Origin of the sequence: Streptomyces sp. NPDC048659 (assembly GCF_040650575.1) — a bacterium.
Taxonomy (GTDB): domain Bacteria; phylum Actinomycetota; class Actinomycetes; order Streptomycetales; family Streptomycetaceae; genus Streptomyces.
On sequence record NZ_JBEZHM010000005.1, the window covers coordinates 113,778 to 137,938 of the forward strand.

At 76.6% G+C, this 24,161-nt stretch carries 19 protein-coding genes; 2 read left to right on the forward strand and 17 right to left on the reverse strand.

Annotated elements, in window-relative coordinates; translation table 11 throughout:
• Positions 1 to 146: 146 nt before the first annotated feature.
• Complete coding sequence (locus AB0C99_RS06140) at positions 147 to 1,115, forward strand: MerR family transcriptional regulator (RefSeq protein WP_362470000.1); 969 nt, start codon at positions 147 to 149, stop codon at positions 1,113 to 1,115.
• Here AB0C99_RS06140 and AB0C99_RS06145 read toward each other — a convergent pair.
• From AB0C99_RS06145 to AB0C99_RS06200, 12 genes are all read right to left on the reverse strand, one after another.
• Positions 1,067 to 2,536, reverse strand: coding sequence for a zinc ribbon domain-containing protein (locus tag AB0C99_RS06145; protein WP_362470002.1), 1,470 nt, complete (start codon positions 2,534 to 2,536; stop codon positions 1,067 to 1,069). The genes AB0C99_RS06140 and AB0C99_RS06145 overlap by 49 nt on opposite strands.
• Entirely contained in the window at positions 2,533 to 3,144 is a 612-nt protein-coding gene (locus AB0C99_RS06150; protein WP_362470005.1) for a phage tail protein, read from the reverse strand. The genes AB0C99_RS06145 and AB0C99_RS06150 overlap by 4 nt, the downstream gene beginning before the upstream one ends.
• The gene (locus AB0C99_RS06155) at positions 3,141 to 5,147 is read right to left on the reverse strand and encodes a putative baseplate assembly protein (RefSeq protein ID WP_362470008.1); all 2,007 of its coding nucleotides are present in this window, start codon (positions 5,145 to 5,147) and stop codon (positions 3,141 to 3,143) included. The genes AB0C99_RS06150 and AB0C99_RS06155 overlap by 4 nt, the downstream gene beginning before the upstream one ends.
• A 10-nt stretch (positions 5,148 to 5,157) precedes the next feature.
• Positions 5,158 to 5,556, reverse strand: a complete 399-nt coding sequence (locus AB0C99_RS06160) for a GPW/gp25 family protein (RefSeq protein ID WP_362470011.1) — start codon at positions 5,554 to 5,556, stop codon at positions 5,158 to 5,160.
• Positions 5,557 to 5,595: 39 nt separating this feature from the next.
• Entirely contained in the window at positions 5,596 to 7,437 is a 1,842-nt protein-coding gene (locus AB0C99_RS06165; protein ID WP_362470014.1) for a VgrG-related protein, read from the reverse strand.
• Positions 7,434 to 8,219 carry a LysM peptidoglycan-binding domain-containing protein gene (locus AB0C99_RS06170; RefSeq protein WP_362470017.1) on the reverse strand — a complete coding sequence of 262 codons (786 nt, stop codon included), beginning with the start codon at positions 8,217 to 8,219 and terminating at the stop codon, positions 7,434 to 7,436. Before AB0C99_RS06170 ends, AB0C99_RS06165 begins: the two co-directional genes overlap by 4 nt.
• 1 nt (position 8,220) lies before the next feature.
• Positions 8,221 to 8,658 carry a phage tail protein gene (locus AB0C99_RS06175; protein ID WP_362470020.1) on the reverse strand — a complete coding sequence of 146 codons (438 nt, stop codon included), beginning with the start codon at positions 8,656 to 8,658 and terminating at the stop codon, positions 8,221 to 8,223.
• Positions 8,659 to 8,747: 89 nt separating this feature from the next.
• Positions 8,748 to 11,774 carry a hypothetical protein gene (locus AB0C99_RS06180; protein WP_362470023.1) on the reverse strand — a complete coding sequence of 1,009 codons (3,027 nt, stop codon included), beginning with the start codon at positions 11,772 to 11,774 and terminating at the stop codon, positions 8,748 to 8,750.
• A gap of 55 nt (positions 11,775 to 11,829) precedes the next feature.
• Positions 11,830 to 11,985, reverse strand: a complete 156-nt coding sequence (locus AB0C99_RS06185; RefSeq protein WP_362470026.1) for a DUF6760 family protein — start codon at positions 11,983 to 11,985, stop codon at positions 11,830 to 11,832.
• Positions 11,982 to 12,401 (reverse strand): hypothetical protein, encoded by a 420-nt coding sequence (locus tag AB0C99_RS06190; protein ID WP_362470029.1) that lies wholly within the window; start codon positions 12,399 to 12,401, stop codon positions 11,982 to 11,984. Before AB0C99_RS06190 ends, AB0C99_RS06185 begins: the two co-directional genes overlap by 4 nt.
• Positions 12,401 to 12,844 carry a phage tail protein gene (locus tag AB0C99_RS06195; RefSeq protein WP_362470032.1) on the reverse strand — a complete coding sequence of 148 codons (444 nt, stop codon included), beginning with the start codon at positions 12,842 to 12,844 and terminating at the stop codon, positions 12,401 to 12,403. Before AB0C99_RS06195 ends, AB0C99_RS06190 begins: the two co-directional genes overlap by 1 nt.
• Positions 12,845 to 12,925: 81 nt before the next feature.
• Positions 12,926 to 14,524 (reverse strand): phage tail sheath subtilisin-like domain-containing protein, encoded by a 1,599-nt coding sequence (locus tag AB0C99_RS06200; protein WP_362470035.1) that lies wholly within the window; start codon positions 14,522 to 14,524, stop codon positions 12,926 to 12,928.
• 233 nt (positions 14,525 to 14,757) lie between these two features.
• On the opposite strand from AB0C99_RS06200, the gene AB0C99_RS06205 reads away from it, so the two are divergent.
• Positions 14,758 to 16,356, forward strand: coding sequence for a hydrolase (locus AB0C99_RS06205; RefSeq protein ID WP_362470038.1), 1,599 nt, complete (start codon positions 14,758 to 14,760; stop codon positions 16,354 to 16,356).
• 60 nt (positions 16,357 to 16,416) lie between these two features.
• On the opposite strand, the gene AB0C99_RS06210 is transcribed toward AB0C99_RS06205, so the two are convergent.
• The 5 genes from AB0C99_RS06210 to AB0C99_RS06230 form a co-directional block, all read right to left on the reverse strand.
• Positions 16,417 to 18,498: an ATP-binding protein gene (locus AB0C99_RS06210; protein WP_362470040.1), complete on the reverse strand. Its 2,082-nt coding sequence runs from the start codon at positions 18,496 to 18,498 to the stop codon at positions 16,417 to 16,419.
• A complete protein-coding gene (locus AB0C99_RS06215) occupies positions 18,495 to 19,118 on the reverse strand; it encodes a DUF4255 domain-containing protein (protein WP_362470043.1) in 624 nt (207 codons plus the stop codon). The genes AB0C99_RS06210 and AB0C99_RS06215 overlap by 4 nt, the downstream gene beginning before the upstream one ends.
• Positions 19,118 to 19,777 (reverse strand): response regulator transcription factor, encoded by a 660-nt coding sequence (locus AB0C99_RS06220; RefSeq protein WP_362470046.1) that lies wholly within the window; start codon positions 19,775 to 19,777, stop codon positions 19,118 to 19,120. Before AB0C99_RS06220 ends, AB0C99_RS06215 begins: the two co-directional genes overlap by 1 nt.
• A 123-nt stretch (positions 19,778 to 19,900) precedes the next feature.
• Positions 19,901 to 22,723 (reverse strand): transcriptional regulator, encoded by a 2,823-nt coding sequence (locus tag AB0C99_RS06225; protein ID WP_362470048.1) that lies wholly within the window; start codon positions 22,721 to 22,723, stop codon positions 19,901 to 19,903.
• A gap of 161 nt (positions 22,724 to 22,884) precedes the next feature.
• Entirely contained in the window at positions 22,885 to 23,661 is a 777-nt protein-coding gene (locus AB0C99_RS06230; protein WP_362470260.1) for an NPP1 family protein, read from the reverse strand.
• Positions 23,662 to 24,161 lie beyond the last annotated feature (500 nt).

Below are 24,161 nucleotides of genomic sequence, written 5' to 3' on the forward strand. Positions count from 1 at the left end.
CTCCAACGGCTTCCCCTGGGCATGGTCTCGTAGGCTGCGGATAGGCGAATCTCCCGTGGGGGAGGTTCAAGCGCACCCCCAACAGGCGCCCCGAGCAGGACGGTTAGCCTGGTCACGTCGTCGTCCGACCGGGGGAGGGGCACGGCATGGTGCCGGAGGGACTGTGGAGCATCGGGGAGCTCGCCGAGCGGGCCGGCGTCACCGTCAAGACCGTCCGCCACTACTCCGACCGCGGCCTGCTGCCCGAGGCGGGCCGCAGCGGCGGCGGTCACCGGAGGTACGGGCCCGAGGCGCTGGACCGGCTGCGCCGGATCCGCACCCTGCGCGGGCTCGGCCTGCCCGTCCCCGCCGTCGGCCGGGTCCTCGACCGCGACGCCGACCTGACCGACGTCGTCGCCGGACGGCTGCGGGAGGTCGGCGCCCGGCTCACCGCCCTGCGCTGGCAGGAGGCCGCCCTCCGGCTCCTCCACGACTGCGCCCCCGAGGACCGCGCGGAACGCCTCCGGCTCCTCGGGTCCGTGCCCGTGCCGCCCGACACCACGCTCCTGGCCCGCTTCTGGCGCCGCACCCTGCCCGTACGCCTGCCGTCGCGGCTCGCCGCCTCGGTCGTCGCCGTCGGCGTCCCCGACCCGCCCGAGGACCCCACCCCCGGCCAGGTCCTGGCCTTCGCCCGGCTGCACGAGCTCGTCGCCGCCGCGCCCGCCCCGCCGGTCCACTTGGCCGGGCTCGACCACCGCCCCGCCGTCCTCTACGAGGGCCTCGGCGAGGCGTACGCCCTCGCCGCCACCCGGGTGCGGGCGGGCGCGCCGCCCGGTCCCGGCGAGGAGCTCGACTGCTTCGTCGCCGCGTACGCCGCCGCCCTCGGCACCGCCGACACCCGCGCCTTCCGGCGCCGGCTCGCCGGGCTGATGGTCCGCGGCGCGGACCCGCTGATCCTGCGCTACTGGGAGCTGCACGCCCAGGCCACCGCACCGGCCGAGGGCCCCGCCGAACCGACCGCCGGCGCGACCCACCACTGGCTGTGCGTGGCCCTCAAGACCGGCCCGGGGCGGCCTACGGCCCTCGGTCAGGAGAAGGAGCGCCCGAAGAACTCCAGCTCCGCCACCGCCACCTGACGGCTCGGGTCGGCCCGCCACGCCGTGCGCAGCACCAGCCGCACCGACACCGCGTCCCGGACCCGCAGCTCGATCTTCTGGGTGCCGCCGTCGTTGATCCGGTGCTGCGACACGTGCTGCTCGCCGCCCGCGTCCGTGACCACCAGGTCGAAGGTGCGCGGGGTCGCCTGCCCGTCGGCCCGGGTGGTGTTCTTGCCGCTGCCCGGGGTGATCAGCACCGCCAGCAGGTCCGTCGGCTCGCCGAACAGCGCCTCCAGGTACTGGCCCGCCGAATCCCCCGCGTACCCGGTGCCCCACCAGGTGTTGGAGTAGCCGTCACCGGCCAGCGCGGCGCCCTGCTTCGGCGCCGCGTGCGAGGCGCGCCAGGCCGCCGGGTGGACGGGGGCGCGGTCGGCGAAGTGGTCCTGCACCGCGCGGGCGGCGGGCGGCCCGCCGAAGATCCCGCCGACGAGCAGCGCCACCGCGCCCGCCGTCGCCGCGGCCCGCACGATCCAGCGCCCCCGGTCCCGGGCGAGCCGGGGCCGCTGCCCGGCGTACGGGCCTTCGGCGGTGTTCAGCGGCCGTTCCACCAGCGGCGTGGCGCAGAGCCGGCAGAAGTGCCGGCCGGGGGAGTTGGCAGTGCCGCACGCCGGGCACGGCGCACCGCCCCGCGCGGCCACCGGCGCCTCGGCCGCCCGCACCGTCGGCCGCGGCGCGTCCGGCCGCCCCGGCAGCACGGCCGCGGGCACCGACGGGTCGCTCTCCGGCACCGGTACGAGCAGGGCGCGCGCGACGGTGTCGGAGGGGCGGGAGGGGCTGGAGGGGGGTGCGGGCCGCGAAGACGGCTGCGGGGTGGGGGTGGGGGTGGGGGTGGCAGGGACTGCCGGTGCCACCGGTGCCACCGGTGCCTTGGATGCTGCTGACGCCTCGGGGCCCTCCGAGCCGTCGGAGCCCTCCGGGGCCGTGGAGGCCCGAGAGGCCGAGGCGGCAGCCGGGGTTGCCGAGGCTTCCGGGACCGCCGGTGACTCCGTCCCGGCCGTACTCGCCGTATCGGCCGTACCCGCCGTCCCCGAAGAAGCCGCTCCCTCCCCGGAAGTCCCGCCGTCGGCAACGGCGTTCCCGCCCGCGCCCGCGCCGGAGCCCGTACCCCGGTCGCCGCCCGCGCCCGCGCCGGAGCCCATACCCCGGTCGCCGCCCGCGCCCGCGCCTTCGGCCTCGTCCCGGTCCCGTCCCCGGTCCTCCCGTACCGCCGGCAGCGGTGCCGTCGGGGCCTCGGAGGCCGGGGCCGCCGGGGCCGTGTCCGCGGCGCGGGCCTCCGCCGGGCGGGTCGACGGCGTGTCCCAGCGAAGGAACGCGCCGCACTCGTCGCAGAAGGACTGGTTCGCCGCCCGCACCGGGCGGGCGCAGTCCGGGCAGGGGCGGGTGGTGCCGGTGTCGCTCATGGGGTGGGGGCTCCTTCGGGGGCGGAAGCGGATGTCACCGTGGTGGTGAACGGAAGATGGGCGGGCCGGGCGGCGGCCACGACCGCGCGCAGCCGGTACGGGTCCACGGCGGCCGGGTCGGCGACCCGCAGGGTCACGTGGAGACCGGGCGAGGGCTTGCCGGGAAACGGGCCGAGCGGGCGCGCCGACCAGTGCGCGCCCCCGCTCTCGACGACCTCGGGCGCCGTGCCGAAGGCGAGCCGCACCGCCGCCACGAGCCCGCGCCGGGTGCCGCGTACGCGGTGCAGGGCGACGGCCGCGGCGACCGCCCGGCGGCGGGTCTCCAGCGGCTCCGAGCCGTCGAGTTCGGCGCCGACCCAGGTCGCCAGGTGGTCGACGAAGTCGGCCGGGGCGAGCGCGGGCGAGAAGTACGCCTCCAGCGAGTCCAGCACGTTGAACAGCGGCGCCAGGACGACGTCCAGGCCCGAGACGAACCGGCGCCCGAAGTCGTCCTCCGCGTACACGGCGGGCAGCGCCTCGCCCAGCGGGTACGGGGTGGCGAGCCCCGGCACCGTCCCGCGCGCCGAGCCCGGCACGGCGTACGACGGCCCGTTCACCGCGCCGTTCACCGGGCCTCGATCACGCGGACGTGGTGGTCGAACGGGAACAGCAGCGCGGACGGCCCGAGTTCGAGCCGGTCCGTGGCCTCGCCGCGACGGCCGGTCAGCGGGTCCGCCGGGTGCAGCAGCACCTCGTCCACCAGCTCCACACCGGGCACCCGCTGGAGCGCCGCGAAGATCTCGCCCGCGCGCAGCGGACGCCCGAACGGCCAGCCCTCGCCGTGCACCCCGCCGGTCAGCGGATCGAGGTACGCGTACAGCGCGTCCAGGGCGTCGGCCCGCACCTTCTCGGCCTTGACGGCCCGGAAGGCGTGCAGCGTCGCCACCACCGTCGCCCCCTGGTAGAACGGCGGCCCGACCGCCAGCCGGGTGCCCAGCGGGCGCCGCTCGTCCAGGAAGTCCGTCACCCGCCCCAGCAACTCCTCGCCGGGCACGAGCTGTTCGAAGCGCAGCCGGCCGCCCCGGTCCGGCACCGCCTGCGGCACGACCAGGACCCGCACCGCGTTGTCCCCGGCCTCCGCCGCGTCCGCCGCCAGGCAGGCGATCCGGGCCGCCTCCGGCGCCGCGCGGCGCGCCAGCTCCTCGTAGTCGCGCGCGGTCACCGCCCGCTCCTGGGCGCGCAGCGCGATCGGCGCGCGCAGCCGGGCCTCCTCCACGGTCTCGCCGTCGACGCCGCCGCGCGCCGCCTCGCGGTTCTCGACCCGGGCGATGTACGGGATCGAGCTGCGCAGCACGCTGATCGAGGAGCGGGCGACGTTGCCCGCCCGGCCGCCGCCGGTGCCGTACCGCGCCACCCGGATCGCCGCGCCCTTGGGCGGCACCGCGCCGAACTGCCGCAGCGTGCCGTCCGGTTCGCGGACGCTCGGGCCGAAGGCGATCTCGCCGGTCGTCGCGTCGAGGGTGAAGTGCCGGTCGCGGGCGCGGGAGGACGCGAAGTCGGGGACCAGGGTCCACGTACGCCAGCCGGGGCCCGCTTCCTCGTCCGAGGCGGCGCCGCCGCCGTCCCCCGGCCCGTCAGCGAGCTCGGCGACCTGGAGCAGCAGCGGCGGCCGGTTCACCACCGGGGCGTGGGCCAGCCGGAAACGCTGCCCCGGCACGCCCTCCGAGACGCCCGGCGACTCGTCCCGTACGGTCTCGGCGTGCGCCGCCCGCACCGTACCGCCGATGGTGAAGGCGCTCGCCGAGCGGACCGTCGGCGACTCGCTGTAGGCGGGCTGGCCCTCGACGGAGGGGACGACCCGGCAGCGCACCCAGCCCGCGTCGTGCCCGCCGAGCCGGGACACCGCGTGCCCCGCCGGGACGTGCAGGACGACCTCGCCGGGCCGGTTGAGGCCGCCCGTGGTGTCCTCGTCCACCTCGCAGCCGACCCAGCCGTCGGTCGCCGTCCACGCCTCCCACACCAGCGGGGGCATCCGCGGGTCGACGCCCACGCCGTCCACCCGGCTGTCCAGGCCCAGCACCAGGACGCAGCCCGGCACGGCCGCCGACAGGCCGAAGAGCAGCAGGTCGCCGACGGACGGCAGCGGCGCGAACGCGGGCACGTCGTCGCCGCCCAGCACGTCCTGCGTCCGGTCCTCCGGCGGCGCGCCCGCCGTCTGGCGCAGGAACCGCGCCAGCTCGCAGGGGACCACCGTCAGGTCGTCGGTGGTGGCGAAGACGACCGCCTCCTCCGTCTCCGTGCGCCCGGTCGAGACCTCCGTCCCGGCCGGCAGCAGCACCGGCTCGGACTGCGGCGCCGAGAGCCGGAACGTCACGTCGGCGTGGGCCGCCGCAGGCGGGAAGAGCGTGATGCCGAGGAGGTCGAGGAAGGCCAGGTGGTTCTTCTCCGGGACCCGGTTGAGCCGGTAGACCAGCTGGTCGGCCATGTGCGCGACGGCCTCGACGAGCGTGACGCCCGGGTCCGAGACGTTGTGGTCCGTCCATTCGGGGCACGCCTGCTGGATGTAGCGCTTGGCGTCGTCGACGAACTGCTGGAAGCGGCGGTCGTCGAGATGGGGTGCGGGCAGGGCCATGGCGGCTCTTTCAGTCCTCGGAGGGGATGACGTAGAAGGGGAAGACGAGGTTGCGCGGGTTGTTGGTGCCGCGCACCCGGTAGCGGACGTCGATGTGCAGGGTGGCCGGATCGCCCGGGGCCGGGGTCACCGCGACCTCCTCCACCTCGATGCGCGGCTCCCAGCGCTCCAGCGAGGTCAGCACCTCGTACCGGATCCGGCCCGTCGTCGCGTCGTTGACCGGCGCGAAGACCAGCTCGTGCACCGCGCAGCCGAACTCGGGCCGCATCGGGCGCTCGCCCGGCGCGGTCGCCAGCACCAGCCGCATCGACTCCTCGATCTCCCGGTCGCGCCGGACCAGGGCGATCGCGCCGCTGGGCCCGGTGCGCAGCGGGAAGGCCCAGCCCGCGCCGACGAAGTGCTCACTCATGGAAGGGTCCTCTCTCCGGGCATCGGAACGCTCCGGGCATCAGAACGGCAGGTTGGCGACGACCGGGTTGGGCATCGGGACGGTCGCCGTGATCAGCGAGGGCGCGTTGAGGACGGCCTGGGTCAGTGCCGACACCTTGAACTTCGGGCCCGCCTTGATGTCCACCCCGAGCCCCGCCGAGATGTCCACGCCGAGCCCCGCCTTCATGCTGATCCGGCCGGCCGCCGACAGCGTCAGGTCGGCCCCCGACTCCACCGTCACGCCCCGGGCGCCGCTGATCGTCACAGTGCCGTCGCTGTCGACGGTGAGCGTGGTCCGGGCCTCGTTCAGCTCGATGCTGAGCTTCCCCTTCGCCGTGCGCAGCCGGATGCCGTGCGAGGCGCGGGTCCGTCCGCCGCCCTCCTCCCGCAGCTCCACCGTGTGCCCGGTCCGGGAGGTCAGCGCCCGCCACTGGACCCGGCCGCTGGTCGGGTCGACCGGCGGCACCCGGTCGGTGGCCGGAGTGTGCCGGTCGACGCCGTTGTACAGGCCGGCCAGCACGTACGGGTGCTCCAGCGAGCCCCGGTCGAAGGCGCACAGCACCTCGTCGTCCACCTCCGGCAGCATCAGCCCGCCGCCGCCGCGCCCGCCGAGCTGGGCCACCCGGCACCAGTCGCTCTCGTACGTCGCCGACAGCCAGGGGAAGCGCAGCCGGACCCGGCCCAGCGACAGCGGGTCCTTGGTGTTGGTGACCAGCGCCACCGCCACACCGGGCATCGGCGGGGACGGCTCGCCGCCGCCCGCCGCCGTCCCGTACAGCGAGCGGAACTGGCGCCCCGACACCGTCAGCCACGACGTGAACTGCCGCCCCGAGGCGAAGACATGGCGCACCCCGGTCGCCGTGTAACGGCCCTCGAACGGGAAGCCCGCGCCCTTCACCGCCACCGGCTGCCCCGGCTTCAGCTCCGGGTTGCCGGTCACCGCCACCTCCACCTCCGCGAAGGAGCCGGTGACGTCGTCGGCCAGCGCCCGCGCCGCCTGCCGCACCTCCGACTGGGTGGTGAACGGGCGGTCGGCCAGGGTGAGTTCGGCCGCGCCGAACGGGGTCGCGAGCTGCGCCGGAGTGATGTCCGAGACGATCTCCGTACTGCTCACGGCGGGTGTCGGCGAGGACAGCTCCTGCCGCGTCCGCGGATCCCAGCCCCGTACGTCCACCCGGCCGACCTGCCCCGCGGCCGTCACCGACACCCTGCTGTGCAGCGTGTTGTGCCCGAAGTCGAGGACGTACGGGCTCTGCGCCGCCGGGGTCGTGTCGGAGGGCGCCGAAGCGGCGGGCGGCAGCGCGGCGAAGTCCAGCCGGCCGGCCTGGTCGACGGAGAGCCGCACATCGTTGGCCTGGGCGAGCCGGTTCAGGAAGTCCCAGTCGGTGAGGTTCGGCTGGGTCGCCAGCTCGTACACCGTGGGTGTCGCGTCCACCCGCCCGAGCGGCACCCGGTTCAGCGCCGCGAGCTTGCGCACGATGTCGGACGCCGTCATGTTCGGATAGCCCTCGACGCGCCGGTTGCGCAGCAGCCGGTGCCCCGGGTCGTAGCCGCGCACGATCAGATACCGGCCCAGCGTCGGCGCGGCGTCCGCCTCCAGCGCCGTCACCTCGCCGGTCAGCATCGGCGGGCCGAGCCGCCCGTCGGTGAACGGCGACAGCACCGCCAGCGCCCCCACCTTCAGGAACGGGAACTTCTCCGTCAGCGTGCCGTCCTTGTCGCTGAAGGTCAGCTGGAACGCGGACGGCACGTTGACGCTCGCGTCCACCCAGCCCTCGGTGAGCCGGACCGCCAGCGCGTCGGGCAGGGTCACCCCGTCCAGCTGCACGTGCAGGACGGTGGTGAAGGTCTTCTCGCTCATGCGGCGCCCTCGGTCGGGGTCGATGCGGGCCGTACGGGGGACGGGTGCGGCGCGTGGGACGAGGGGAGTTCGGCGGCGGAGGGCAGCAGCAGCTCCGTGCCCGGCCGCAGCCGCATCGGGTCGTCGATGCCGTTCGCCTCCGCGATCACCCGCCACCGGGTGGCGTCGCCGTACTCCCGCCACGCCAGCGAGGCCAGCGAGTCCCCGGCGACCGTGCGGTGCACGCGGCGCGCGGTGAGCGCGCCGGAGGTCGGGTTCTGCTTCTTCGTCTCCGACGCGACCTCGGTCAGCGACAGCGAGCAGGTCGCCCGGATCGGCACGCCGCTCGGGCTGAACAGGGTGTACGTCGCCGCCACGTTGGTCACGTACGCGACGAACTGCACCGTCGAGAACGAGCCCCACGAGAAGCGCACCCACGGCGGGCTCGGCGCCTTGGAGTCGACGCTCTGCGCGGTCACCTCGCAGCAGGACAGCAGCAGTTCGACCTGGCTCTGCACCGCCGTCGAGCTCGGCGTCCCCGACGCGTCCAGGAACACCTCCAGCTCCATCGCGGCGGGCCGGCTGCCGGTGAACTTCGGCGGCGCGCCGCGCGTGTACGCGACGGCGGGCTCGGTGTGCCAGTCCGCCGACCGGCTCAGCCGCAACTGGTCCGGGTTGAACTGGAACTTCACCTCGCCGATGGCGCCGCCCATCGAGCCGCCGAGGTCGGTCGGCGGCTGGTGGATCGACAGCGAGGCCCGCGAAAGACCGCGCGCCGCCCTGCCGCCCGAGGGGGCGGCCATCTCAGGCCCCTCCGGCGTCGGTGAACCCGTGGTGGGCGATCTCCAGGGTCTCCGTCGCGACGGCCGGGTTCCCCGGGTCCAGGCTGGGCCCGGTCCAGCGCACCGGCAGCACCTCCACCAGACCCCACTGCGCCACCACCGACTTGTCGGCGCGCAGCGCGGCGATCTGCGCGGTGGGGCGGGTGATGCCGGTGGCCAGCGAGGAGATCCAGGCGGCGACGCGGGCGGTGTCCGGGGTGAGGGGGCGGGTGAGTCGGATGGTGGAGAAGGTGACCCGGGTGGGCAGCTGCCAGACGAAGCCGTTGTTCCCGCCTTCGTGGCGCTGCTCCACCTCGACCTCGGAGGCGAGACCGTCGCAGCCGTTGAACAGACCGAGGTCCTGACCGTCGATGGTCAGTCTGAAGAAGATGGTGGAGGCGGGATCCAGGGGCTGGGGCATGGGAGTTCTCTCGGACTCGGCGGGGAGGGTTCGGTGGGGCGGGCTGGGTGCGCGGGCCGGGGCGCGCGGGCTGGAGTACGCGGTCCGGGTCAGCGCCCGTGGTCGCGCAGCCGGCCGATCCGCTCCCGGTCGGCGCGGAGTTCGGCGCGCAGCAGCCGGGACAGCGGGGTGACCAGCCGCCGGGCCAGCTCGTCGAGCTGGGCGGGCGACTCCGCGGCGGGCTCGGGCGGCTTGGCGGGCGCCGGCGCGGAGCGCTGCACGGGCGCTCCGGGGGCCGCCCGCTGCACGGGCGGGCTCGGCGGGACGGGTGTGGGCGGCACGGCCACGGGCTGCGCGGGCGGCGCGACCCGGGGCGCGACGGCCACCGGCTGCACGACCGGCACCGCGACCGCCGGCGCCTGCTGCACCGCCACCGGCGTCCGCACCGGCCGCGCGGACCGAGGCGGGGTCAGGGGTACGACGGGGGGCACGGCGGCCGAACGCTGGACGGCGGGCGCGACGGGCGCCGCGACCGGCGTCACGGGGGCGGGGGGCCCGACGGGGCCGCGCGGGGGCGCCGCGTGCGGGGCGAGGGGGCGCGCGGTGGACAGGGGCAGCGGGGCGGGGGCCGCCGTGGGGGCGCGGGGGATGGCGATCCGTTGGACGGGGGCGGGTTTGGGGGCGGCGGCGGCCGGGCGAGCCTCGTGGGTGGCCGGGGTGGCCGGGGTGGCCGGGGTGGCCGGGGTGGCCGGGGTGGCCGGGGTGGCCGGGGACCCGGGGGACTTGTCGGATCCGAGGGATCCGAGGGATCCGAGGGGTGCAGGGGACCCAACAGACCTGGGCGAACCGGGGGTCCCTGGAGACTTCAGGGGGCCGGATGACCCGGAGGACCCGGAGGACCCGGGGGATCCGGAGGACCCGGAGGACAGAGGGGACACAGAGGAGCCAGAGGACCCGGGGGACGCAGGGGACCCGGGTGTCGGGGTGGCGGCGGTCGGCCTCGGGCGGGCAGCCTCGGGCACGGGGACCGGCCCGGCTGTCGGGGCGGCGGGAGGCTGGGGACCCGCGCTCGGCAGGGGCGTCGGGGCGGGCGTGATCGGGGGACCGATGGGCGACCGGCGGGGCCGGGGCCCGGCCGGGGCGGCGGGCGCGTCGGGGACGGCGGCTCGCTGAACCGGCGCGCCGAGCCCCTTGCGCACGGGAGCGGTCGGCGACGCCGTACTCCAGTCGGCCCCGGGGGCACGCCGGGAGCGGCGCACGGAGGGGCCGGGGACAGCGGCGGGAGCGCTGACGGGCGCGGGAGTGGCTTCGGTTACGGGAGTGGCTTCGGGTACGGGGAGGGGAGCGGGCGGCTCGACCGGGGCGGGCGCCGGGGCCTCGGCGCGCTGGACAGGGGCCGGGGCGGGCGCGCCGACGGCGCCCAGGCGACGCTGCGGCTCCGTGACGCGGGCGCTGGTGAGGAGCGAACGCCGTACGGGCAGGGCCACGACCGGCCGCCCGGCGGGCGCGGGGCCACCGTCTCCGGCGGGCCGGACCGGGTGCGCCGGTTCGGCCCGCCGGACGGCAGCGGCGCGCGGGGCCGGGGAGGGACCCGGCTCCGCGGCGGCCCTGGCGCCGGGCGCGGGTGCCGCCGGGGCGGCGGCGGTGCGGGGAGCGGTCAGGGGCTGGGCAGCGGGCACGGCCGGAGCGTGGGCCGCGCGCTGGACGGACGCGGGGGCGTCGCCGCCGGTACGGGGGGCGGGCGCGGTGGGCGCCGCCGGGGGCGTGCCGGGCCGCACGGGGGCGGCCGGAACGGAGGACCGGGCCCGGTCGGCGGGTGCGTCCGCCGCCCGCTGGACCAAGGGTGCGGCGGGCGTGACAGGGCGCGTCCGCGCACCGTCGCCGGGCTCGGCGGGGCCGTTCCCGGCCCGCTCGGCGGCACGCGACGGATCGGCGGCGACCGGCCGCGTGCCCGCCGGGCCGGGGGTGGCGGGCATGGTGTCGCCCTTCGGGGCGGCGGTGCCCCGAGAGGGCGACTGGCCGGCGTCCGGCGCGGTGGTCCGGGGGGAGGGCGTTTCGGCGGCTCGCTGCACGGCGGTCGCGCCGTCACGGTTCACGGGCCGCACGGTGTGCGGGAGTTCGGCGGCGGCCGGCGCGGTGGTCCGCTGTGCGGCGGTCGCGCCGTCGCGGTTCACCGGCCGGGCGGCGGTCGGCGGGGTGGCAGGCGAGGCCGTCGCGGCGGTCCGCCGCCCGTCGGCCGCGCCGTCCCGGCGTACCGGGTCGGCCGTGACCGGCGGGATGGAGGTGCCCCGGGAAGAGATCTCGGCGACGGTCGGCGGGGTGGCGGGCCGACCCACCGGCCCGGAGGCACCCACCGGCTCCGCGCCGGTCGGGCGCGCGACAGCGCGGCTCGACGGCCCGGCGGAGCCGTCAGGCACCCCACCGGCCCGCTGAACGGCCGGCGCGGCCCCGTCGCCCGCCGTCCCGGCCGCCTGCGCGCCGGCGCGCGAAGGCGCCTCCAGGGCAGGCCGCCCGGCCGGAGCACCGTCCAGGCCCACAGGCTCGGCGGCCCGCGGAGCCTCCGCGGCGGCCCGCCGCACGCCCTGGGGCGCGGCGCTCCGGGACGCCGCCGCCCCGGCGGCGCGAGGCTCGTCGGCCGCCACCGCCCCGGCGGTCACTCCGCTCGCGGCGGCACGGGTCGCCGCCCCGGCGGCCCGCTGCACGCCCACCGTCTCGCCGCCCACGGCCCCGACGGCCCCCGGCGCCGCCGGGACGCCCGCTCCGCCCGCCGCTGCCGCAGCGGGCGACGCGCCCTCGCCCGCCACCAGCTGGCGCACCGGCAGCCGTACCGCCGGCAGGTCCGCCGCGGCGGGCTGGTCGCGGGGGACGTGGACGGCGTCCAGGAGGAGGCCGCCGGGGGCCGACGGGGTGCGGCCGTGGCCCGGTTCGCGGTGGAAGGACGGGTTCGCGTGGGTCGCGAGCGCGGCGGAGAAGGACGGGTCGGCGACCCGGCTCGGCGGGGCCAGGACGCGCTGGACCGGCGGCAGCGCCGCCCACGCGTCGCCCGGACCGCGCCGCGGCGCCGCGACCGGCTCCGCCGCCTCGGCGGGCGCCGACGCGCCGTCCGCGTCGCGCCGCGACCTCCACCTGCCGAACATCCCCATCCTTCCCGCGCCCCCTTCTCCGCCTCGTCAGCCTTCTGTTCCGCTCGTCTCAGCCCTGCGCCGCCCGCTCCACGAGCGTCGCCGCCCGCTCCACGTACCGCCGCCGGTCCGCGTGCTCCAGGTCCAGGACGGAGTCGAGGGACCAGTGGAAGTGGTAGGCGAGGTACGCGGCCTCCTCCTCGATCCGGTCGGCCGCGTACGTCACGATTCCCCCAGGCGGCTCCCGGCCAGCTCGACCTCGAAGGACTCCGAGCAGTGCGGGCAGGCCACGGCGGCCCGGGTGTGGCCCTCCGCGTTGATCTGCCGGTAGAAGTCCTGGAGGAACGCCAGGTCGGAGGCGAACATGTTCTCCACCGTCCCGTCGTGCACCGACGGCAGCGTGCCGAGCCGGGTGACGACCCGGCCCAGCAGCACGACCGAGAGGTACGCCGGGTTCTCCCGCACCCGGACGTCACGCAGCGGGACCAGCTCGTCCCGCGCCGTGGCCAGCCGCATGGCGCCCCGGCGGTGGACGGTGCCGGACTCGTCGACGTAACCGCGCGGGAGCTCGAACTCGAACTCCGTGCGCAGGGGTTCTGCGGGAGCGGACGCCACGGCGCCCCCAGGGCCTTCGCGTCGCATTACTCGATGACCAGCTCTTCGAACACGATGGTCACGGACTCGGTGAGCGCGGCGGCGTCGCCCGCCTTGACCCCGCTCGTGTCGACCTTGCTGCACCAGGCGTTGCGCAGGTTGTACCGCTTCACCGGGTTGTTCTGGTAGTCCATCATCATGATCGTGGCGTTCTTGCGGGCGGAGCCCATGTCGCCGGCGATGGACTGGTTGATCCACTCGTTGAAGGTCGCGCTCTGCGTCATGCCGCGCACGACCGTGCACTGACCGGCCTTCTTGACGCCGGGCATCTTCTTCACGACCGGCTTGCCGTCCGCCGAGACCTGCTGGTACTCGATGACGTCCTGCTCCATCGACAGGCCGTTGACCTCCTGGAGGTACTCGACCATGACGCCGTCGATCTGGAGGCCGAAATTATGGGTGGTGAGAGCGTCACCGGGCTGCAGGGACATGGTGTGGGGTCACTCCTTGGTTCTTGTTCGGTGCTCTGCGGGTCGGGCGGGGGCGCCGGGAGGGGCGGGGCGGGGCGGGGCCTACTCCTCCAGCTCGCCCCCGCCGCCCTGGAACTGCGCCAGGCGGAAGACGACGAACTCCGCGGGCTTCACGGGCGCGATGCCGATCTCGCAGACCACGCGGCCGACGTCCACGGACTCCGGCGGGTTGGTCTCCGCGTCGCACTTCACGTAGAACGCGTCCTCGGGCCGCTGCCCGAAGAGCGCCCCGGAGCGCCACTCGTTGACCAGGAACGCCGAGATGTTGCGGCGGATCCGCGCCCACAGGGCCTGGTCGTTCGGCTCGAAGACGACCCACTGGGTGCCGATCAGGATCGACTCTTCGAGGTAGTTGAAGTAGCGGCGCACGTTGAGGTAGCGCCACGCCGGGTCGGAGGCCAGGGTGCGGGCGCCCCACACGCGGATGCCGCGGCCCGGGAAGGCCCGGATGCAGTTGACGCCGACCGGGTTGAGCAGGTCCTGCTCGCCGCGGGTGATCTGGAGCTCCAGGTCCACCGCGCCGCGCACGATCTCGTTGGCGGGCGCCTTGTGCACCCCGCGCTCGGAGTCGTTGCGGGCCCACACGCCGGCCATGTGGCCCGACGGCGGGACGGTGCGGGTCTGCCCGGTGGCCGGGTCGAACGCCTTGATCCACGGGTAGTACAGGGCCGCGTAGCGCGAGTCGTAGCCGGCGGTCTCCTGCCGCCAGGTGCGCACGTCGCGGGCGTTCAGAGCGGGCGGCGGGTCGAGCAGCGCCATCCGGTCGCCCATCAGCTCGCAGTGCGCGATCAGCCCCAGCTGCACGGCCTTGACCTGCTCCAGGTCGATGAGGCCCTGCTGGTAGGCGGCCATCAGGTCGGGCACGGCCACCATGGTGATCTCGTCGTACGCCTCCAGGCCGCCGAATCCGGTGCGGTCCGAGGAGTCGCCGATGAACCGGCCCGAGTCCAGGGCCTGCCCCCGGGCGGCGCCGGCCGCGGGCACCGGCAGCGGCGCCGGGGCGGGCGGCGTCAGGGTCACGGTCTGCGCCTCGGGGCGGGTGAGCGCGGCGCCGGCCGCGGCCTCCTCCACCACGATCGTCTTCGACCGCTGCCGCACCTGCGTGACGACGAAGTTGCGGGCGCTCTTCTTCGCGCTCACCTCGAAGGTCTCGACGGCCTTGTCGCCGTCCTTCACGAGCAGCTTGAAGCGCTCGGCCCCCTCCGGGTCGCCCTCCGCGTCCTGCACCTCGACGGTCAGCGTGCCCTCGGGACCGGAACCGGCGGCGATCGCGGCGACCCGGAAGGAGCCGAGCGCGACGGCGGTGCCCGGCAGCAGCTCCTTGGCGGCGCCCGCGCCGGCCGGCGCCGCGGCGGACGGCAGCGCGCCGGAGGCGTCCCCGCCGCCGACCCGCACGATGTAGGCGGCGGTACCCCCGTTGTTGAAGAAGCCGTAGACGGAGTGCGCCAGGTAGTACCCGTCCGTGAAGTCGCCGAAGGAGGCCACGTACTGGGACCAGTTGGTCACCAGCGTCGGCTCGTGCAGCGGTCCGGTCGGCGCCAGGCCGACGAACGCGGCGACGGAGGTGCCGACGCCCTCGATGGGACGGGAGCCGCTGGCGACTTCCTCGACGTAGACACCGGGGGAGAGGTAGGTGGGCATGGGTACGTGCGCTCCTGGAGGGGTACGGACGACGGGAAAGGGGCGGTGACGCTTCCGACTCTCTCCCGCCCGCGGGCCCCGGCGCGTGGCCGAACGGGCGGCGCCGAGGGCAGCGATCGCTGCCTCACCGGACACCCGGGAGGGCAGGCCGTACGGAAGGGCAGCCGGGCCTGCCCCCGGCCCGGGACCTTCGGACACGCCCGCGCGCACCACCCGCCCGTAGCCTGCGGCCCATGACCATCTGGACCTCTCTGGACCCGGCCGCCGTGGCCGTCGAGCCCGGTTCCCGGGCCACCGCCCGGCTGCGGGTGCGGAACACCGGCGACACCGTCGAGGAGTACCGGCTCTCCCTCGTCGGCAGGCCCGCGGGCTGGGGCCGCGTCGAACCCGATGTACTGCGCCTCTACCCGGGTGCGGAGGGGACCGCGGAGATCTCGTTCGCCCCGCCGCGCAGCCCCGACGCCGAGGCCGGCCCCGCCGCCTACGGCGTCCGGGTCGAGCCGCGCGAGAACGGCGCCGTACGCGATGTCGTCGAGGGGCAGCTGACCATCGCGCCCTTCACCGAGATCCGCGCCGAACTCCTCCCGCCCGCCCTGACCGGCCGCTTCCGCGGCAAGGCCCGGGTCGCCGTCGACAACCTCGGCAACACCCCCGTCACCGCCTCCCTGGTGGCCCGCGACGAGACCGACGCCCTGGAGTTCGACCTGGCGCCGAACGCCGTGCGCGTCGACCCGGGCCGCGCCGCCTTCGCCGACCTGGGGCTGCGGCCCCGGGACATCCGGTGGACCGGCGGCGAGCAGAGCCACCGCTTCACCCTGGCGCTGCGCCGCTCCGGCGACGACTCCGGGCAGGAGCTGGAGGGCACCTTCGCCCAGCGGCCCGTCGTCGGCGCCTGGCTGATGACGGTCGGCGGCCTGCTCGTCGCGGGCGCCGTCGCCTTCGCGGTGCTCTGGTTCGGCTTCTCGCCGAAGATCGGCAGCTCGGCCAAGGAGCTGATGGCCTCCGGCGCCCCCAACCCCGTACAGCAGGGCGACGGGAAGAACCTCCCGACGCCGCCGCCGCTGCCCCCGGGCACCGGCGACGACGCCGGCACCGGACCCGGCGGCGTCACGCCGCCGCCCGCCGACGGCGGGAACCCCGACGGCGGCGGGAACCCGCCGCCCACCGGGAACGACGGCGCCGGTGACGGCAGCGGCAGCGGTGGCAGCGGCGGCGGCACCGGCGGCAACCAGGGCGGCGGCCCGGCGCAGCAGCCCCGCACGCAGGTACCCGCGAAGGTCGGCCCGCCCTGGGCGACGGGCTACCAGAAGGACGTCGTCGTCGAGTTCGCCCAGGAACGCCTGGTCAAGCTGAACAACGCGTGCAGCCCCAAGGGCGCCTTCACCCGGGGCGTGATCGACGAGACGACCCGCGCCTCCCTGGTGTGCTACCAGAACGCCGTCGACAACAGCCGCAAGAACCCCCGGCTGATCCTCGCCGTCGACAAGCCGGGGACGCTCGGCCCGGCCACCCTCACCTCGCTGTGGATGCAGGGCGTCACGCCCGACCACGTCAAGCGCGGCGACTGGGACACCAGCCGCTTCATGGCCGCGTTCTACTGGGCGATGAACGGCACCTTCGACGCCCACGACATGGACGTCGCCCGCGCCAACGCGGAGCTCGGCATCGACTACTTCCGCAACGATGTGGCGGGCCCCGGCACCTCCTACAACTCCAACGTCCAGGCGCACATCCGGGACTACCAGAAGGCCATGGGGCTGTCCGTCACCGGCACCATCGACTGGCCCACGATCCGCACCATGCTCGGCGGCGGAGTGATCTGGCGCCCCTGACAGACCGAGGAGGCCCGCGCGTCCCACCCGGCGGGCCTCCTCATCCATTCCGTGACACCGTCACGGAGCCCAGGGCACCCCGGCGTCCGGCAGCAGCCGGCCCGCCTTCTGGTACTCGCGCCGGGCCCCCGCCCGTACGTCGTCCCCGGTCACCGGACCGCCCCGGCCCGCCGCCAGATACCCGGCGGTCACCGCCGCCGAGCGGATCGCGCCGCCCGCCAGCTCGAAGCCCTTCGCGCACTCCGCGAGCGCGTCCGCGAGGTCCGGGGCCTGCGGCGCCCCCGCCAGACACGCCTCCCACAGCGACAGCCGCAGCTCCGCGTCCGGGAACGGGAAGTCCACCACCAGGTCGAGCCGGCGGGTGAACGCCTCGTCGATGTTGGCCCGCAGATTGGTCGTCAGCACCGCGATCCCGTCGAAGGACTCCAGCCGCTGGAGCAGATAGGCGCTCTCCAGGTTCGCGTACCGGTCGTGCGAGCTGCGCACCTCGGAGCGCTTGCCGAAGACGGCGTCGGCCTCGTCGAAGAGCAGCACGCAGTCGGTCCGGTCGACCTCGGCGAAGATCCGCTCCAGGTTCTTCTCCGTCTCGCCCACGTACTTGTCGACGACCGACGACAGGTCCACCACGTAGAGATCCAGGCCGAGTTCGCCCGCGACGACCTCCGCGCCCAGCGTCTTCCCGGTGCCCGACTCACCGGCGAACAGGGCCACCACGCCCCGCCCGCGCCCGCCGCCGGTGCGCAGCCGCCAGCCGCCGAGCACCCTGTCCCGGTGCCGGGCCCGCCCGGTCAGCTCGCGCAGCAGCCCCAGCGGCTCCTCGGGCAGCACCAGGTCGCCGAAGCCGACCGCCGGGCGGACCCGCCGGGCGTGGCTGTCGAGCAGCGGCGCCGACATCAGGCGCGCCCCGCGCTGCACGTGCGCGGCCGTCAACGGCGAGCCCTCGAAGGCGGCCAGCGCCAGCGCCGAGCGGGCCGCCCGGCGGATCGGGCCGCCGCCCAGCCGGTACGGGGCGACCGCCTCGGTCAGGTCGAACGCGGGCTCGTCGGGGCCGAGTTCGCGCCGCCACAGCTCGGCCGAACCGGCCGCGTCGGCGGGCGCCTCCAGCGCCAGCGGCTCCACCGGCGGCGCCCAGCGCGGATCCGGTGCGTCGGTTCCGGCGAACACGACCGTCACGTCCGGCACCGCCAGCGCCCGCACCAGCGGACCGGCGTCCCCGGGCAGCGGCTCGACCACGACGGCCGCCCCCCGCAGCCGGGCCTCCCGCAGCAGTACGGTCCCGAGGGCGCCGTCCGCGTGCCCGGTGCCCGCGCGCAGCCGCAGCACCGGCACACCCCCGCCGCACAGCGCCTCGGCGACGGCGTCGGCGGCGCTGCCGGGGGTCCGCTCCCGCAGGTGGACGGCGACGGGCGCGGCGGCCAGGATCCGGCCGGCGAGCTCGTCCAGCGCCCCGGGCACGGGGACCGCCCCCGGCGCGGCGGGCGGCAGCAGCTCCACCCCGGCGCCCGGCAGCAGCGCGTCCAGCCGCCCGTCGTCGCCGAGCAGATGGGCGACCACCCGCTCCGGCACCCGCAGCGCCCGCCCGGGCAGCGGCCGCTCCTCGTCCTCGACGAGCAGCAGCCCCCCGGCGCACAGCGGCGCGGCCGGGTGGAAGCGGTCGCGGGCGGCCGGCTCGTGCGGGCCGGTGCCCGCGAGCCCGAGGGCGAGCCCCACCGTCGCCCGGCGCCGGCCCACGTCGTCGTTGAGATAGCCGAAGAGCGGCTCGAAGGCCCGGTCCACGTCGGGCGCGAGGGCGGTCAGCAGGACGTGGACGTCGAGCGGGACGAGCCCGAAGGCCCGCGCGAGCGCGCCGAGCCGGTCGTCCGGGTCCGCGCCGGGTCCCGCGTCCGGCCCTGGGGCCGGGTCCATCCCCGCTTCCGTCCCCGCCTCTGCCTCCGTCCCCGCCTCTGCCTCCGTGCCCGCCTCTGCCTCCGTGCCCGGCGCGCCGAGCGGGCGGGCGGCCGAGCGGAGGGCCGACTCCGGGGTCAGGTACAGGCCGCGCAGCGGGTCGGCGGCGGCCGGGTCCTCGGCGGCGCGGCTCTCCACCACACCCCGTACCCGCTCCCGCAGCGCCGCCAGCCGGGCGGTCAGGGCGGTCGCGCTCACGGCAGGTACTCCGTCCGCCGGACCATGCGGGGCGCGGAGTCCGACGGCGGCCCGTCGGAGCCGCGCACGGTGACCATCATCCCCTCGGTGACCGGCGGCGCCACGTCGTACACCGGGACGACCGGGAACGGGGTGGTGATCACCACGTCCAGCGAGGGCTTGAGCTCCCCGCCGAGGGCCGACCAGATGTCCGCGAGGGACCGGGACTCGGCCGGCGGGACGGCCACGGTCAGCGGAAGCGCCGGGGTGCTCCCGTCCGCGCGCAGCACCTCGGGGACCACCTCCCGCGGCAGCGCCTCGTGCGGCAGCAGCAGGGCGAGGGCGCCGGACAGCAGCCGGTGCTCGTCCTCCGGACGCGAGGTCCAGGCGGTCACCAGGTAGGAGAGCCGGAACCAGCGCCGGGGCTGGCGGCGGCGCACCACGGCCCCCCGGGCGTCGCGCTCCGCGTACGCCCCGCGCTCGCGGCGCGCCACGTCCTCCCGGATGTCGAAGAGGTACGCGTTGAGGGTCGGCGCGGTGCGGCGGGCGGCCCAGTCGCGGGTCGGCGGGTCGAAGGAGACGTCCCCGGTGACGGCGGGGGCCAGGAGGCGGCCCAGCGCCTCGTCGATCTCGTGGATCATCAGATGTAGCCCTCGCGGAGTGCGTACGCCACGGCGTGAGCCCGGTTGGCGAGATGGAGCCGCGTCATCAGCGCGTGCAGGATGTTCTTGACGGTGCGCTCGGAGTAGGCGAGCTTCTCGCTGATCTGCCGGGTGTCGAGCCCCTCGGCGAGCAGCCGCAGCACGTCCACCTCGCGCGGGGCCATCCCGAACAGCGGCGCCGTCCCGGTGGTCGCGGTGGTGGTCGCCCGCTGGAGCCGGCCCACCTGGTTGAGCAGGCGGCTGATCAGGTCCGGCGGGAGTTCGCCGTCGCCGCGCGCCGCGCTGTGCACGGCGTTGAGGAGCCGCTGCTCGGTGGCCTGGTGGCGCCAGAGGATCGCGCGCACCCCGTACTCGACGACGGTGAGCAGGTCCGGCTCGCGCAGTTCACCGGCGACGAGCACGACCCGCTGGTCCCCGCCGCGCAGCACGCGCCGCAGCTCGGTCGTGGCGGCCTCGTCGATCCGGTCCGCGAGCATCACGGCGACCGAGGGGGCGCCGTCCCGTCCCTCGCCGGGCTCCTCGGCGGGGTGCTCGGGCATCACCTCGATCGTCGGCTGGTGCTGTAAATGGCTGATGAGTCCGGCCCGGCTGAGCGGGTCGGCGGCGTGGACGGTCACTGCCACGCGTGTGGTGAGCATCCCCGGATGCCTGCCCTTCCCCCAAGAATGTGCTGGCGAACGACCGTCGAACGGTCGTTTCATTGGTCTCCACCACATTCACGGGGGACATCGCCGTCCCGTCGCCGCCCGGCTAACGCCCGGCTAACGCTCCGTCGCCGTCACCCCGGCCGCCCCCGTCGCCCCGGCAGCCTCCGCCGTCCCGGCCGCCGGGGCTGCCGCGACTGCCTCGGCTGCGTCGTCTATCCGGCGCAGCTGCGCCTCGACCCGCTGCACGCCCTCCTTGTAGCCGTGCGCGAGACCCATCTCCCTGGCCCGTACGAGCAGGGCGGCGGCCTCCTCGGTGCGGCCGAGGTCGATCAGGGCCGTGCCCGCCGTCGCGGTGAGCATGCTGTGCCGGATGCCCACCAGGCCGTTGACGGTGTCGCCGTCCAGGGCCAGCCCCTCCCGCGCGCAGGCCAGCGCGCCGGCCGGGTCGCCGACCGAGAGGAGCTGGCGCGACCGGTGCTCCAGGGCGAGGAGCTCGGTCATCACGTCGCCGGTGCCCCGGACCAGGGCGGCGGCCCGCTCGGTGTGCCCGAGGGACTCCTCGCTCACCCCGAAGCGGTCGAGTGCGACGGCCAGGTTGACCAGCGCGGTCGCCTCGCTGGACGCCTCCCCGGCGCGGGCGGCCAGCGGGGGCGCGAGCCGCAGGTGGACCAGGGCCTCGGTGAGCCGGTTCTCCTGGGTGAGGACCCAGCCCAGCAGGGCGCGGACCCGCGACTCGGCGTCCGCGTCCCGCTCCCGGGCGGCGGAGTCGGCCGCCGCCTCCAGGAGCGGCACCCAGGCGTCGTGGCTGTGCCACAGGATGTACGGCCACTGGAGCACCGCGAGCCGCCAGGCCCGGTCGTGGAGCCCGGCCGCGCGGGCGGCGGCGACCGCCGCCGCGAGGTTGTCGCGCTCCGCCGCGTACCAGAGCAGGGCCGCGTCCCGCCCGGCGAACTGCGCGGCCGTCCGGGGCAGCCGGGCGTTGGACGGCGCCGCGCAGCAGGGCTGGTCGTCCGGCTCGGCGGCGCGGGCGGCGGCCATCGCGGTCAGGGTGTAGTGGTCGAGCAGCCGCAGCAGGGCGTCCTCGTCGGCGTCGAGGCCGCGCGCGTACAGCCGGACCAGGTCGTGCAGGGTGTGCCGGCCGGGCGCGTACTCGGTGAGCAGGTGCGCGTCGCACAGCCGGTCCAGGGCCTCCGCGGCCACCGGCGGGGTGCGGTCGAGCAGCGCCGCCGCCGCGTGCCGGTCCAGGTCCGTCCCGGGCACCACGCCGAGCTGCCGGAACAGCCGCGCGGCCTCCTCGGGCAGCCCCTGCACGGTCAGGCGGAGCGCGGCGGCCACGCCCTGCCCGTCGGAGCACTCGGAGTCGTCCACCGAGAGCAGGGACAGCCGCCGCTGCTCGTCGGCGAGTTCGGCGGCGAGGTCGGCGAGCCGCCAGTGCGGGCGGGCGGCGAGCTGCGCGGCGGTGACCCGCAGCGCGAGCGGCAGCCCGTCGCAGAGCGCGGCGAGCCGGCGGGCGGCGGCGGGCTCCGCGTCCACCCGGTCCCCGCCGACGGCCGCGGCCAGCAGCGCGGCCGAGTCGTCGAGCCCCAGCACGCCGAGCGGCACCGGGCGGGCCAGCTCGCTGACGACCAGGCCGCCGAGCCGCAGCCGCGAGGTGACCACGGTCGCGCAGCGCGCCCCGGCCGGGAGCAGCGGGCGGGCCCGGTCGGCGCTGCGGACGTTGTCGAGGACGACGAGCAGCGCCCGGTCCTCGGTGAGCGAGCGGTAGAGCGCGGCGGCGGCCGTCGGCGACTCCGGGACCTGGCGCGGCGGCACGCCGAGCGCGGGCAGGAACTCGCGCAGCACGTCGGAGCTGTCGACGCCGTCGTCCTGGCTGAAGCCCCGCAGGTCGGCGTAGAGCACCCCGTCGGGGTAGTGGGCGGCCCGCCGGTGCGCCCAGTTGAGGGCGAGCGCGGTCTTGCCGACCCCGGCGGGGCCGGTGACGAGCGCCACCCGGGCCCGCTCGACGGCGGTGTCGAGGGCGGCCAGCTCGCGGGCGCGGCCGAGGAAGCCGCGCGGGGCGCGGGGCAGCAGGTCGGGGGCGGGCAGGGCCGCGGCGGGCGGCGCGGGCTCGGCCGCCGCGGCGGGTTCGGGTGTCCCGGGCCACTCGGCGGGCGCGGCGGTGACGGGCGCGTCGCCCGCGGTGTGCGGGGCGGCGGGCGGGGTGCCGCGCAGCACCGCCTCGTACGCGGCGCGCAGCGCGGGCCCCGGGTCCACGCCGAGCTCGTCGGCGAGCTGGGTGCGGGTGCGGTGGTAGCAGTCGAGGGCGTCCGACTGGTGCCCGGCCCGGTAGAGCGAGAGCATCAGGGCCGCCGCGAGGGACTCGCGCAGCGGGTTGGCGACCGCCTCCGCGCGCAGCAGCGCCGCCGCCTTCACGTGCTCGCCGAGCCGCCCGTAGGCCGCGGCGAGCTGCTCGACGGTGACCAGCCGGGTCTCCTCCAGCGCGCGGGCCGCCACCAGCAGCGGCTCGCTGGGCACGGTCCCGGTGAGGGCGGGGCCGCGCCACAGCGAGAGCGCCTCGCGCAGCATCAGGACGGCGTCCCCGGGGTGCTTCTGGTGCCCGGCGAGCTGGACCAGCTCCTCGAAGCGGTAGGCGTCCAGGAGGTGGTCGGGCATCCGGAGCTCGTACGCCTGCCCGTGGGTGGCCAGCTCGACCCCGTAGTGATCGGCGCCGCCCTGCTCGAAGAGGGCCCGCAGCCGCGAGACGTGCCCCTGGACGACGGTGCGGGCCCGCGCGGGCGGGCGCTCGTCCCAGACGGCGTCGATCAGCCGGTCCACGGGCACGACGGCGTTCGCGCGCAGCAGCAGCGCGGCGAGGACACCGCGCCGTTTGGCGGGGCCGAGCGGCAGCTCGCCTTCCTCGGTCGCGATGGACACCGTCCCGAGCAGGCGGAACTCCACCCAGCCCTCCTTCTACCGATTCCGTGGGCCCTCCAGTATCACCGCCCGCCTCTCCCGGACCGTTGTCGGGACCCTCCAGTTGTCCGGAACCGGACCGTCCCGCCGCTGTTCGACCTGATCACCACGGCCGCCCGGGCGCGCTCCGGACGGCCCGCCCGGCCTCAGGCGTTGGGGTCGAAGGGGATCCCGGCGGGCATCGAGCGGCCGAGGTGGTAGGCGAAGTCGACGTCCCGGATCTTGAGCGTGGCGGAGCCGAAATCGGCGCCCGTCAGCCGGTCCCGGAGCCCCGCCGGGTAGCCGTTCCAGCCGACCAGCCGCGGGTAGAACCAGCCGCCGGTGGCGTTCTCGATGCGCTCGTCGTCCGCGTTGGCGAAGCGGAAGCAGTGGGTCGAGGCGCCGTCCTTGTGGTAGACGATCTTGGGGTGGGTGCCGTCGAAGCGCACCGCCGAGCGGGCCGCGATCTGGTAGCCGCTGTGCTGGGAGACGGAGACGTACCGCACCTGGTCGTCGCTGATCCACACCACCACGTGCTCCCAGTCGTGGGTGTGGCCGATGGCCAGCGGGCCCCAGGTGGCCTGGTCCTTCTCGAAGTAGCTCGCGTACATGACGGCGCACCAGCCGTTGTTGCACTTGGCGCGCGAGTAGCTGTTCGCCGAGGCGAGCTGGGCCGGGTCGTGGCACTTGCCGTTGACCGTGCCGCCGAGCTTGAGGCCCGGGTTGAGGGTGCCGTCCGCGCCGATGGCGGCGGTCACGTAGCAGCCGTCGGTGTCGAAGTCGTACGCCGGGGCGAAGGTCTGGTCGAGGCCGTCGGCGTTCTGCGGCAGCGGCGGCAGCACGGCGGCGTGGGCGGTGGCGGGGACGCCGAGCACGAGGGCCAGGGCGCACAGCAGGGCGGCGGGGACGGCGGCGACGGAGCGCCGGAGACGTCCGGATATCAGGTGCACGTCAACTCCTCGGGTGGGGGTGGGCCGACGCTCGCAGCCCGCCCCTCGGGGCGTCAACCACCGTGCGGGGAACGGGGGGTTACGGGTGGGGCGCGCGAGGGGCGCGCGGCGCGTCAAGCCGGCGGGCCCGGTTCGCCGGATCGTGTGGGAGGCGACGGTTGCGGGCGGAACCCGGCCCCGGGCGCGGCAGGATCGTCAGCGGTCGGGGTCGTCCTGAACGGGAGCTGTGGGGGCTCCCGGACCCCGTGCCCGGAGAGCGTCGTGCGCCGACGTCGCCGCTCTCGGCCGCCCCCGGACCCGGCTTCGCTCCGGGGGCGGCGCCACGCCGGGGCCGCCGCGCGCGGGCCGGGCGCTCCGGGTCGGGCACGCCCCAGGTCACCCCGGCTCACGCCTCCTCCGGCTCACGCCTCCTCCGGCTCACGCCTCCTCCGGCTCACGCCTCCTCCGGCTCACGCCTCCTCCGGCTCACGCCTCCTCCGGCTCACGCCTCCTCC